10 protein-coding genes are annotated in these 12,439 nt (G+C 69.7%); 9 read left to right on the top strand and 1 reads right to left on the bottom strand.

Annotated elements, in window-relative coordinates; all coding sequences use genetic code 11:
* Positions 1-201 precede the first annotated feature (201 nt).
* The 8 genes from ABZ877_RS05665 (at position 202) to ABZ877_RS05630 (ending at position 10,144) form a co-directional block, all read left to right on the top strand.
* Positions 202-1,752 carry a gamma-aminobutyraldehyde dehydrogenase gene (locus ABZ877_RS05665; protein WP_361064876.1) on the top strand — a complete coding sequence of 517 codons (1,551 nt, stop codon included), beginning with the start codon at positions 202-204 and terminating at the stop codon, positions 1,750-1,752.
* Between the two features lie 106 nt (positions 1,753-1,858).
* Positions 1,859-3,118 (top strand): spermidine/putrescine ABC transporter substrate-binding protein, encoded by a 1,260-nt coding sequence (locus ABZ877_RS05660; protein ID WP_361064873.1) that lies wholly within the window; start codon positions 1,859-1,861, stop codon positions 3,116-3,118.
* A 73-nt stretch (positions 3,119-3,191) separates the two neighbouring features.
* Entirely contained in the window at positions 3,192-4,340 is a 1,149-nt protein-coding gene (locus ABZ877_RS05655; RefSeq protein ID WP_361064870.1) for an ABC transporter ATP-binding protein, read from the top strand.
* Positions 4,337-5,260, top strand: coding sequence for an ABC transporter permease (locus ABZ877_RS05650; RefSeq protein WP_361064867.1), 924 nt, complete (start codon positions 4,337-4,339; stop codon positions 5,258-5,260). The genes ABZ877_RS05655 and ABZ877_RS05650 overlap by 4 nt, the downstream gene beginning before the upstream one ends.
* Positions 5,260-6,051: an ABC transporter permease gene (locus tag ABZ877_RS05645; protein ID WP_361064864.1), complete on the top strand. Its 792-nt coding sequence runs from the start codon at positions 5,260-5,262 to the stop codon at positions 6,049-6,051. The genes ABZ877_RS05650 and ABZ877_RS05645 overlap by 1 nt, the downstream gene beginning before the upstream one ends.
* A gap of 34 nt (positions 6,052-6,085) precedes the next feature.
* Positions 6,086-7,522 (top strand): FAD-binding oxidoreductase, encoded by a 1,437-nt coding sequence (locus ABZ877_RS05640; protein ID WP_361064861.1) that lies wholly within the window; start codon positions 6,086-6,088, stop codon positions 7,520-7,522.
* A 206-nt stretch (positions 7,523-7,728) separates the two neighbouring features.
* A complete protein-coding gene (locus ABZ877_RS05635; RefSeq protein WP_361064859.1) occupies positions 7,729-8,190 on the top strand; it encodes a hypothetical protein in 462 nt (153 codons plus the stop codon).
* A gap of 103 nt (positions 8,191-8,293) precedes the next feature.
* Positions 8,294-10,144 carry a glycoside hydrolase family 18 protein gene (locus tag ABZ877_RS05630; protein ID WP_361064856.1) on the top strand — a complete coding sequence of 617 codons (1,851 nt, stop codon included), beginning with the start codon at positions 8,294-8,296 and terminating at the stop codon, positions 10,142-10,144.
* On the opposite strand, the gene ABZ877_RS05625 is transcribed toward ABZ877_RS05630, so the two are convergent.
* Positions 10,098-10,799 (bottom strand): phosphatase PAP2 family protein, encoded by a 702-nt coding sequence (locus tag ABZ877_RS05625; RefSeq protein ID WP_361064854.1) that lies wholly within the window; start codon positions 10,797-10,799, stop codon positions 10,098-10,100. The genes ABZ877_RS05630 and ABZ877_RS05625 overlap by 47 nt on opposite strands.
* Between ABZ877_RS05625 and ABZ877_RS05620 the strand changes: the two genes are divergently transcribed.
* Positions 10,798-12,249: a recombinase family protein gene (locus ABZ877_RS05620; protein ID WP_361064851.1), complete on the top strand. Its 1,452-nt coding sequence runs from the start codon at positions 10,798-10,800 to the stop codon at positions 12,247-12,249. The genes ABZ877_RS05625 and ABZ877_RS05620 overlap by 2 nt on opposite strands.
* Positions 12,250-12,439: the final 190 nt, after the last annotated feature.

The following is a 12,439-nucleotide window of genomic DNA, read 5'->3' as shown; positions in this document are numbered from 1 at the left end:
CACCACTGACACTCCGTCCTGGGTTTTCCGGGGTGACTCGACACCTGGTCGACAGATTCCGTCGCGTAACCAAAAGGCAACAACGGAATCACTTGTTGGCGTACAAGCCCTCTGCCAGGATCGGCACTCAAATCGAGCTGGAGCCACGCCGGTGCCACGCGACACAGGCGGACCGGCGGCGAAGAGCGAGAGCGAGCCCTCATGCACAACCCCACCCCGGACCACCCCCGCACCGCCGCGTCGGCCGCCGCCGACGCCCGTGACCGCTTCGCGGACGGTGCGAACTTCGTCGCCGGACGCCTGGTCAAGGGCGCGTCGGGCCGCACCCACGCCGTCGTCGACCCGGCCACCGGCGAGGACGTGTACGCGTACGACCTCGCGGGACCCGACGACGTGGACGCCGCCGTCGCCGCCGCCCGCGCCGCCTTCCCGGAGTGGTCGGGCGCGACGCCGGGTGAGCGCTCGGACGCGCTGCACCGGTTCGCCGGGGTCCTCGCCGGGCGCGCCGAGGAGTTCGCCGTCCTGGAGTCGCTCCAGTGCGGCAAGCCGCTCAAGCTGAGCCGCGAGTTCGACGTCCCGGGCACGGTCGACAACACGGCGTTCTTCGCGGGCGCCGCCCGGCATCTGCAAGGGCAGTCGGCGGGGGAGTACAGCGGGGACCACACCTCGTACGTACGCCGTGAGCCGATCGGTGTCGTCGGGTCCATCGCCCCCTGGAACTACCCGCTCCAGATGGCCGCCTGGAAGGTCCTCCCCGCCATCGCCGCCGGGAACACGATCGTCCTCAAGCCCGCCGAGCTGACCCCGTTCACGTCGCTGCTGTTCGCGCAGGCCGCGACGGAGGCGGGCATCCCGGACGGCGTCGTCAACGTCGTCACGGGCGCGGGGCGCGACGCCGGTGAGCACCTCGTCGGCCACCCGGACGTCGCCATGACCTCCTTCACCGGCTCCACGGGCGTCGGCAAGCGCGTCGCCGAGATCGCCACCGCCACCGTCAAGCGGCTCCACCTGGAGCTGGGCGGCAAGGCGCCCTTCGTCGTGTTCGACGACGCCGACCTGGAGGCCGCCGTGCACGGCGCCGTCGCGGGCGCCCTCATCAACACCGGCCAGGACTGCACCGCCGCCACGCGCGCGTACGTGCAACGCCCGCTCTACGACGCCTTCGTGAGCGGCGTCGCCGATCTGATGGCGACGGTCAGGCTCGGCGACCCGTTCGCCGACGGCACCGACCTCGGGCCGCTCATCTCGCACGCGCAGCGCGACCGCGTCGCCGGTTTCGTCGACCGGGCGCGCGGCTACGCGCGCGTGGTCACCGGCGGCAGGGCCCCGCAGGGCGACCTCGCGCGCGGCGCCTACTACGAGCCGACCCTCATCGCCGACGCCGCACAGGACAGCGAGGCAGTGCAGGCGGAGATCTTCGGACCCGTCCTGGTCGTGCTGCCCTTCGACAGCGACGAGGAGGGCATCCGGCTCGCCAACGACACCCCGTACGGGCTCGCCGCCTCCGCCTGGACCCGCGACGTCTTCCGCGCGAACCGCGCCACGCGGGACATCAAGGCGGGCTGCGTCTGGATCAACGACCACATCCCGATCCTGAGCGAGATGCCGCACGGCGGCTACAAGGCGTCCGGCTTCGGCAAGGACATGTCCGCCTACTCCTTCGAGGAGTACACGCAGATCAAGCACGTCATGTTCGACAACACCGCGATCGCCAGGAAGGGCTGGCACCGCACGATCTTCGGGGACCGCTGAACAGCCGGACACCGGCCGCCCGGCCGGCGGCCACCTCACCAGATCCCACCGGGTCCCACCGCATCCAAGGACCTCCCGTAAGGGCCTCCCGAAAGGCACCACGCGCATGGAGAGCTACGAGCCCGACCGCCTGTCCCCGGCCCAAGTGGCCGCCGCCCGCCGCAGCCTCGCCCACAGCCGCGCCAGGGCGGCGCTCTCCCGCCGCTCCTTGCTGCGCGGTTCGGCGGGCGGCGCGCTCGCCGTCGGCGGGCTCGGCGCGCTGACCGGCTGCGGCATCCCCGCCGCGAGCACGTCGCAGGGCGGCGTCTCGTCCGAGGACCACTCGGCGAAGGAGAAGGAGGTCGCCTTCTCCAACTGGACCGAGTACATCGACATGAGCGACGACGAGAAGCACCGGCCCAGCCTGGAGACGTTCACGAAGCGCACCGGGATCAAGGTCAAGTACACCGAGGACATCAACGACAACGTCGAGTTCTTCGGCAAGATCAAGCCGCAGCTCGCCGCCGGCCAGGACACCGGTCGCGACATCCTCGTCCTCACCGACTGGCTCGCCGCCCGCCTCATCCGCTACGGCTGGGCGCAGAAGCTCGACCCGGCGCACCTGCCGCACGCGTACACCAACCTGGCCGGCCAGTTCCGCAACCCGGACTGGGACCCGGGCCGCGCCTACTCCTACCCCTGGCAGGGCATCGCGACGGTCATCGCGTACAACACGAAGGCCACGGGCGGAAGAAAGGTCACGTCGGTCTCGCAGCTCCTCGACGACCCCAAGCTGAAGGGGCGGGTAGGGCTGCTCTCCGAGATGCGCGACACCATCGGCATGACCCTGCTCGACCTCGGCAAGGACCCCGCCGACTTCACGGCCGACGACTTCGACGCGGCCACCGCTTGCCTGCAGAAGGCGCTCGACAAGAAGCAGGTCCGCCGCTTCACCGGCAACGACTACATAGCCGACCTCAGCAAGGGCGACCTGGCGGCCTGTCTCGCCTGGGCGGGCGACGTCGTACAACTCCAGGCGGACAACCCGCACGTCCAGTTCGCGATCCCGGACGCCGGCTACATCTCGTCCACCGACAACATGCTGGTCCCGAACAAGGCGCGGCACAAAACCAACGCCGAGAAGCTCATGGACTACTACTACGAGCCCGCCGTCGGCGCTCAGCTCGCCGCCTGGATCAACTACGTCACGCCGCTCGACAGCGCCGTCGTCAAGCCGGAGCTGATGAAGATCGACAAGGACGTCGCCGACGATCCGCTCATCGTCCCCGACAAGGCGATGTCGGCCAAGGCGCACAGCTTCCGCTCGCTGACCGCGAAGGAAGAGACGACGTTCGAGGAGAAGTTCGCCCAGCTCACCGGCGGTTGAGCCGCGACGGCCCGCCCCGCCACAGAAACCCCCGCACATCGCCAGAAAGCCCCCAGACCTCCTTGGACTCACCATGACGACCGACCACGGCGGCGACGTCCGTCTCACCGGGATCAGCAAGACGTACGACAACGGGTTCACCGCCGTCCGGCCGCTGGACCTCACCGTGCCGCAGGGCTCGTTCTTCGCGCTGCTCGGCGCCTCCGGATGCGGCAAGACGACCACCCTGCGCATGATCGCGGGCCTGGAGGAACCGACCACAGGAACGGTTCACCTCGGCGACCAGGACGTCACAGGACTGCCGCCCTACAAGCGCCCGGTCAACACCGTCTTCCAGTCCTACGCGCTCTTCCCGCACCTGGACATCTTCGAGAACGTCGCCTTCGGCCTGCGCCGGCGCGGCATCAAGTCGGTGAAGAAGCAGGTCGAGGAGATGCTCGACCTGGTCCAGCTCGGCGAGCACACGCGCAAGAAGCCGCAGCAGCTCTCCGGCGGCCAGCAGCAGCGCGTCGCCGTGGCCCGCGCCCTCATCAACCACCCCAAGGTGCTCCTGCTCGACGAGCCGCTCGGCGCCCTCGACCTCAAGCTGCGCCGCCAGATGCAGCTGGAGCTGAAGCGCATCCAGACCGAGGTCGGCATCACCTTCGTGCATGTCACGCACGACCAGGAGGAGGCCATGACGATGGCCGACACGGTCGCCGTGATGAACCAGGGCCGCGTGGAGCAACTGGGCGCCCCCACCGACCTCTACGAGAACCCGGCCTCCACCTTCGTCGCCAACTTCCTCGGCACCTCCAACTTCGTCGAGGCCGAGATCGCCGGGCGCGCGGGCGACGACCTCACCCTGAAGGCGGGCGACGGCAAGCTCGTCCTGCCCGTCGCGCGATGTTCCGCCGCCACGACCACGGGCGGCAAGGTCCTGCTCGGCGTACGCCCCGAGAAGATCTCGCTCACCCACGCCGACGACGCGGCCACCGTCCCCGACGGCCGCAACCGCATCACCGGCCGCATCGCGGACTCCAGTTTCATCGGCGTCTCCACGCAGTACGTGATCGACAGCCCGCTCTGCGACGCCTTCGAGGTCTACGCCCAGAACATCGAGCGCGACGCACGGCTCGTGCCCGGCGCCGAGGTCGTCCTGCACTGGAACCCCGCGCACACGTTCGGGCTCGACGCCGGTCAGGATGCCGAGGCGGGCGTCGCCGAGGAGACGGCCGCATGAGCACGCTCACCGAGACGCCGCCCACGACCGAGGCACCGGCACCGCACAAGCCCCGGCGGCGCGGCCGCCTCGTCCCGTACTGGCTGCTGCTGCCCGGCATCCTCTGGCTGGTCGTCTTCTTCGCCCTGCCGATGGTCTACCAGGCCTCCACCTCCGTACAGGAAGGGTCCCTGGAGGAGGGCTACAAGGTCACCTGGCACTTCGCCACGTACTGGGACGCGCTGTCCGACTACTACCCGCAGTTCCTGCGCTCGGTCCTGTACGCGGGCTCCGCCACGCTCCTGTGCCTGCTGCTCGGCTATCCGCTCGCCTATCTGATCGCGTTCCGCGCGGGCCGCTGGCGCAACGTCGTCCTCGTCCTCGTCATCGCGCCGTTCTTCACCAGCTTCCTCATCCGTACGCTCGCCTGGAAGACGATCCTCGCGGACGGCGGACCGGTCGTCGGCGCCCTCAACAGCCTGCACGTCCTCGACGTCACGACCTGGCTCGGGATGACCGAGGGGGACCGGGTGCTCGCCACCCCGCTCGCGGTGGTGTGCGGCCTGACCTACAACTTCCTCCCGTTCATGATCCTGCCGCTCTACACGTCCCTGGAGCGCATCGACGGGCGGCTGCACGAGGCCGCCGGCGACCTGTACGCCTCGCCCGCGACCACCTTCCGCAAGGTGACCTTCCCGCTGTCGATGCCCGGCGTCGTCTCCGGCACGCTGCTCACCTTCATCCCGGCGGCCGGTGACTACGTCAACGCGGACCTGCTCGGCTCCACCGACACCCGCATGGTCGGCAACGTCATCCAGACGCAGTTCCTGCGCATTCTCGACTACCCGACCGCCGCCGCCCTCTCCTTCATCCTCATGGCGGCCATCCTCCTCATGGTCACCTTCTACATTCGCCGGGCCGGAACGGAGGATCTCGTCTGATGCGCTGGCTCCGGAAGAATCTCGTGGTCCTTGCGGGCCTCGTCACGCTCGCTTATCTCCTCCTGCCGAACGTCATCGTGACGGTCTTCTCCTTCAACAAGCCCAAGGGCCGCTTCAATTACGAGTGGCAGGAATTCTCGCTCGACGCCTGGAAGAATCCGTGCGGGGTCGCCGACATGTGCGGCTCGCTCTCGCTGAGCCTCCAGATCGCCGTGTGGGCGACGATCGGGGCGACCGTCCTCGGCACGATGATCGCCTTCGCGCTCGTCCGCTACCGGTTCCGGGCGCGCGGCGCGGTCAACTCGCTGATCTTCCTGCCGATGGCGATGCCCGAGGTCGTGATGGCGGCCTCGCTGCTCACGCTCTTCCTCAACATGGGCGCTCAACTGGGCTTCTGGACCATCCTCATCGCCCACATCATGTTCTGCCTCAGCTTCGTGGTGACCGCCGTGAAGGCGCGCGTGATGTCGATGGACCCGCGCCTGGAGCAGGCCGCGCAGGATCTGTACGCGGGCCCCGTGCAGACCTTCCTGCGCGTCACGCTGCCGATCGCGGCGCCGGGAATCGCGGCGGGCGCGCTGCTCGCCTTCGCGCTCTCCTTCGACGACTTCATCATCACGAACTTCAACGCGGGCTCGACCGTGACGTTCCCCATGTTCGTCTGGGGATCGGCGCAGCGCGGGACGCCCGTACAGATCAATGTCATCGGCACGGCGATGTTCCTCGTCGCCGTGGTGTGCGTGCTGGCCGGAATGATGGTCGGCAGGCGAAAGAAAAAGACAGCGAACTAGATACGACCGACCTATTTCTGAGGGAGTTGGAATCATGGCCGCTGGAGCCATGAATCGAGAAAGCCGCAACCACCGCTGGACCGCGTCGCTCGCCGACGCCAAGCCCGTCCCTTACTGGCTCGACGACCCCGGCAGGCCCGAGGCGCGCCCCGCCCTCATCGGCGACGAGCACTGCGACCTCCTTGTCGTCGGCGGCGGGTACAGCGGGCTGTGGACGGCCTTGCTCGCCAAGGAACGGGACCCCGGCCGTGACGTGGTCCTCGTCGAGGCCAAGGAGGTCGGCTGGGCCGCCTCCGGGCGCAACGGCGGGTTCTGCGCCGCCTCCCTCACCCACGGCACGGCCAACGGGCTCGCGCGCTGGCCCGCCGAGATCAAGAAGCTGGAGGAGCTGGGCGCCGCCAACCTCGACGCCATCGAGGAGGTGGTCGCCCGCTACTCCATCGACTGCGAGTTCGAGCGCACGGGCGAGCTGGACGTGGCGACGCAGCCGCACCAGATGACCGAGCTGCGCGACTTCCACGCCGAGCTGAGCGAGGCGGGCCTCGCCGACGGCCTCGAACTGCTCGACGCCGACCAGGTACGGGAACAGGTCGCGTCCCCGACCTTCCTCGGCGCCCTGTACGACCGCGACGGCGTCGCCATGCTCCACCCGGCGAAGCTCGCGTGGGGCCTGAAGCGGGCCTGCCTCGACCTCGGCGTCCGGATCCACGAGCACACCCCGGCCACGCGACTCGTCTCCCGGCCGACCGGCGTGGCCGTCCGCACCCCGTACGGGCGCGTGTTCGCCCGGCACGCGGCTCTCGGTACGAACGTCTTCCCGTCGCTGGTCAAGCGGGTCCGCGCGTACACGGTCCCGGTGTACGACTACGCGCTGACGACCGAGCCGCTCACCGAGGCCCAGCTGGAGTCCGTCGGCTGGAAGAACCGGCAAGGTCTCGGCGACTCGGCGAACCAGTTCCACTACTTCCGGCTGACAGCGGACAACCGGATCCTGTGGGGCGGCTACGACGCGATCTACCCGTTCGGCGGCCGGGTCCGCGCCGAGCACGACCACCGCCCCGAGACCTACGCGAAGCTCGCCCAGCACTTCTTCACGTGCTTCCCGCAGTTGGAGGGGGTCCGCTTCACGCACGCGTGGGGCGGCGCCATCGACACCTGCTCCCGCTTCTCGGCGTTCTTCGGCACCGCCCACGGCGGGCGCGTGGCGTACGCCGCCGGGTACACGGGGCTCGGCGTCGGCGCGACACGGTTCGGGGCGGACGTGATGCTCGACCTGCTGTCCGGGGAGCGCACGGAACGCACGGAGCTGGAGATGGTGCGCACGAAGCCGCTGCCGTTTCCTCCGGAGCCCTTCGCCGCCACGGGCATCGCCCTCACGAAGTGGTCCCTGGCGCGGGCCGATGCCAACGGTGGTCATCGCAACCTCTGGCTGCGCGCCATGGATCGGATGGGGCTGGGCTTCGACAGTTGATCGCCCACCGCCGGCCGGGTTGCTGGTGATGCGCGGCCGCGGCGCCGTCGTGGCTGGTCGCGCAGTTCCCCGCGCCCCTGCGGGGCGCGCTTCGGGCACCCCGTCAGAAAGTTGCCCTGACCCGCGTAATGCCCGCCCCCTCCGCCCCCTCTCCCTCGTGCGCCTCCGCGCGGGAGTGGAGGGCTGACGTGAGAGGGAGGCTACGTATGGCTGGGTCGTCCAGGGCTGTCGCGGCGGTCGAGTGGCTCGTGGGGGTGGCGCCGGATCCGGCGGGGTGCCGGGAGGAGTGGGAGCGCAATCCGCTCGGGGTGGCGCTCCTGCCCGCCGGCAAGCAGTGGGACGTGCTGATCCTGCCGGGGGAGCTGGGCACGGCCACGCTGGACGTGCTGAGCCGGGTCATCGACCGGCCGGGGCCGGTGCTCGCGGACTTCGGCGATGCCCGGCTGGGCTTCTTCGTGCCCGCGGGGACCGTGGCCCGCTGGGTCGGCACGGGTGTGCGCGGCGCCGGGCCCGGCACCTGGATCGTCGTGCCGTACCCGGGCCGCACCGTCGGCGGCGTCCGCTGGGTGGTGGCGCCGGACGGCTCGGGCACGCTCAACGACCCGGCACTCCTCGAACTCGCGATGCACGAGGCCGCCGCCCGACTCGCCCAGGAGGCGGGGGAGTAGCGCTGCGCGAACCCTTGACAACCGAATTGGTCTGGACCAAGTTGAGCGCACCCCGAGCGCTCTGTCGCGCCCGTCCCCGCTCCGCCCCGCCCCGGAGGCCCCCATGGACCGCGTACGACCCAGACCCAGACCCGGACGCCGCACCCGTATACGCGGACGCGTCGTCACCGCCTTCACCGCCACCGCCCTCGCCGCCACCGGCCTTACCGCGCTGTCCGCCACCACGGCCGGCGCGGCCGACGCCGACCTGGCGAGGAACGGCGGCTTCGAGTCGTCGCTCGACGGCTGGAGCTGTACCGCGAACTCCGGTGCCGCCGTCACCTCACCCGTGCGGACCGGGACCGCGTCCCTGCGCGCCACCCCGACCGCCGCCGACAACGCCCAGTGCGCGCAGACCGTCACCGTCAAGCCGGACTCGGCGTACACCCTGTCCGGTTACGTCCGCGGCAGCTACGTCTACCTGGGCGCGAGCGGCACCGGCACCACCGACGTGTCGACCTGGACCGCGTCGGCCCCGGACTGGCAGAAGCTGACGACGACGTTCCGCACGGGCCCGTCCACGACGAAGGTCACGATCTACACCCACGGCTGGTACGGCACCCCGGCCTACAACGCCGACGACATCAGCCTCGTCGGCCCCGGTGCGGAGGCCCCGACCCCGCCGACCGCGCCCACCGGGCTCAAGGCCGGGGCGGTGACGTCCACGTCCGTCGCCCTGTCCTGGACCGCCGTCCCCGGCGCGACGAGCTACGCGCTCTACTCCAACGGCACCAAGGCCCGCACGGTGAACGGCACGTCCACCACCGTCACCGGCCTCACGCCCGCCACCGCGTACAGCTTCCAGGTGGCGGCGGTCAACGACGCGGGCGAGTCCCCGAAGTCCGCGACCGTCACGGCCACCACCTCGCAGGGCTCGGACAACGGCGGCGGCTCCTCCGACCTGCCCACCCACGCCCTGGTCGGCTACCTCCACGCGAGCTTCGCCAACGGCGCCGGCTACACCCGCCTCGCCGACGTCCCCGACAGCTGGGACGTCATCGACCTCGCCTTCGGCGAGCCCACCTCCACCACCTCGGGCGACATCCGCTTCAACCGCTGCCCGGTCACGGAGTGCCCCTCGGTCGAGTCGGATGCCGAGTTCAAGGCAGCCATCAAGGCCAAGCAGGCGGCGGGCAAGAAGGTCCTCATCTCGATCGGCGGGCAGAACGGCCAGGTCCAGCTGGCCACCACCGCCGCCCGCGACACCTTCGTCTCCTCCGTCTCGAAGATCATCGACCAGTGGGGGCTCGACGGCCTCGACGTCGACTTCGAGGGCCACTCCCTCTCCCTGAACACCGGCGACACGGACTTCAAGAACCCGACCACCCCGGTCGTCGTCAATCTGATCTCCGCGCTCAAGACCCTCAAGGCCAAGTACGGCGCCAAGTTCGTCCTGTCGATGGCCCCGGAAACGTTCTTCGTGCAGAACGGCTACCAGTTCTACGGCAGCGGCAAGTGGGGCGGCCAGGACCCGCGCTGCGGCGCCTACCTCCCCGTCATCCACGCCCTGCGCGACGACCTGACGCTCCTGCACGTCCAGGACTACAACTCCGGGCCGATCATGGGTCTCGACAACCAGTACCACTCCATGGGCGGCGCCGACTTCCACATCGCCATGACCGACATGCTCCTCACGGGCTTCCCGGTCGCCGGTGACGCGAACAACGTCTTCCCGCCGCTCCGCCCCGACCAGATCGCCATCGGCATGCCCGCCTCGACCAACGCTGGCAACGGCTACGTCTCCCCGGCCGAGACGAGGAAGGCGCTCAACTGCCTCACCAAGAAGACCGACTGCGGCTCCTACACCACCCACGGCACCTGGCCCGCGCTGCGCGGCCTGATGACGTGGTCGGTCAACTGGGACCGCTTCAACAACTGGGAGTTCCAGAAGAACTTCGACGCCTACTTCGGCTGATGACACAGGCGGCGGCACACAGCAGCACCGCCGCCAGGCACCAGCTCCCCACCACGTCGACCGGCCAGTGATAGCCCTGCCGGACGAGCCCGAGGCCCACGGCCGCGTTCACCAGGACGCAGCCGTGGGCCGCCGCGCGTCCCCGGTGCGCCTCGCGCAGGAGCAGGACGCAGAGCCCGTACGCGACCGTCGCCGTCGCCGTGTGGCCGGACGGGAAGAACCCCGTGTCGGGGGCCATCGGCGGCGGTCCCGGGCGGGCGAGCCAGGACTGGAGCGGGGCGACCAGGGCCGGGACGAGCGCCATCGTGACGAGCGCCGTGAGGACGGGGACCAGGCGCCGGGCGCGCCAGGTCACGTACGCGAGCACGGCGGCCAGGACCGGCAGCGCCACGGACGGATTGCCGAGGTCGGCGAAGAATTCAGCGGGAGCGGCGGGGACGCCGCTCGTGCGGATCGCGTCACCGAGGCGCTCGTCGGGGGAGAGGAGCGGGCCGTCCACCGCCACCTGCCAGGCAAGGGCGGCGAAGCCGAGGAGCGCGCAGAGCGCCGGGAGAAGGAAAACGGTCGGCCGGCCCGGAACAGGGGGCGTTCTACCTTCAGGCGTAGGCGCACACTTGCTGTGCGGATCCTTGTCCCGGTCCTCGGAGGTAGCCATGGGACACAGCCTGTCAGGCAAGATCGGCCGCGAGTATCTGCGGGTCTCCGCGCGTGGCGACCGGTCGATTCCGGAGCAGCACGACGACAACCGACGCGCGGCCGACCGTGAGGGCGTCACGCTCGGTTCGCCGTATCAGGATCAAGGCAGCGCGTCGCGCTATGCCTTGCGGGCGCGCGACGACTTCGCCCGCTTGATGTCCGACCTGGAGAACGACACGTTCGGCGCCGATCTGCTGTGGTTGTGGGAGTCGTCACGCGGCTCACGCAGGGTCGGCGAGTGGGTGTCGTTGATCGAGCTATGCGAGGAGCGCGGAGTCTGCGTGTACGTCACGACGCATGGTCGCGTCTACGATCCGGCTGACCCGCGTGATCGCCGTGCCTTGCTTGAGGACGCGGTCGACTCCGAGTACGAGTCGGCGAAGATCAGCAAAAGGACGCGGCGCGGCATCGACGCCAACGCGCGGGACGGCAAGCCGCACGGCATCTGCCCGTTCGGCTACGCCCGCGAGTACGAGATCCGGCGGGGCAAGCGCGTCCCGGTCCGTCAGTACGCGGACCCCGTGGAAGGCCCCTTGATCGTTGAGCTGTTCGAATCCGTCCGTGCCCGCGTCTCCTTCAAGTCGATCGCGGCTGACTGGGCAGTGCGGGGCGTTGTGGGACGGCGCGGCAAGCCGCTGTCGGCGCAGACGCTGCGGGATCTTGTCACGCACGTCTCCTACCTCGGGCTGAGGCAGACAAAGGGCAAGACCGTGAAGGCATCGTGGCCCCGACTGGTGAGCGACGAACTGTTCTACGACGTGCAGAGCATCGTCTCGGACGCGTCGCGGATCAAGGGCAAGCCGGGAGCGGCCCTCTACCCGCTGACGGGGGCTGTCACGTGCGCCGGGTGCGGCAGTTCCATCGCGGTCAGGCACCGCGTCAAGGAAGATCAGTACGAGTGCCGGGGCGGGTGCTGGCGACTCTCGAAGGCTGATGTGGACGGTCTCCTCATCGGTGATGCCGAGCACCCCGGTGTGATCCTCACCTACCTGGCCCGGCCAGACGTGTACGAGGCTCTGGACGCGGATCACTCCGGAGGTGAGGCCGGACAGGAGATCAGGGGCGCGCTCGCCAAAGCCCGTGCAGACCTGGAGGAGACGGAGGCGGCCGAGCCGGAGACGCTGGCCGAGGAGAAGAGGTTCGCACGCCGTGCTGAGCGTCTGGAAGCGAAGATTGCCGAACTGGAGGAGCGGCTCAGGCTGCTCGCCAGGCCGAGCAGCCTGAGCACGCTGTTCACGCCCGGCCCCGATGTGGCGCAGCGCTGGGAGGACACGCCCGTGCCAGCGCAACGGGCCATCGTTGCACTGCTGTTGAGCCCGGGGGTGATCGGGCAGGCTTCCGTGAAGCCCCGTGCGGCGTCTGCGTCGGCATCGGTGCCGGACCGAATCGAGTGGACGCGGGCAGCCTGAACCATTCGTGCCTTGCTGGCCCTTGCCCATTGAGCCCCTGGCTTCGCTCAGGGGCTTCTCGCCTGCTCAAGGCATGTGCAAGTTGGCAACTACTGATGCGATTGCACCAATTGCTTGATATTCGACCCGCTTAGCTCTCTTGCATGCCGGTATTAGATGTGCCTAGTCTTTAACCAGTCCGCCGGAACCC

Source organism: Streptomyces sp. NPDC046939 (genome assembly GCF_040644575.1).
In the GTDB taxonomy this organism is placed as follows: Bacteria; Actinomycetota; Actinomycetes; order Streptomycetales; family Streptomycetaceae; genus Streptomyces.
Note: the sequence above shows the minus strand (reverse complement) of the source record. Positions and strands in the feature narration are given on the sequence as shown.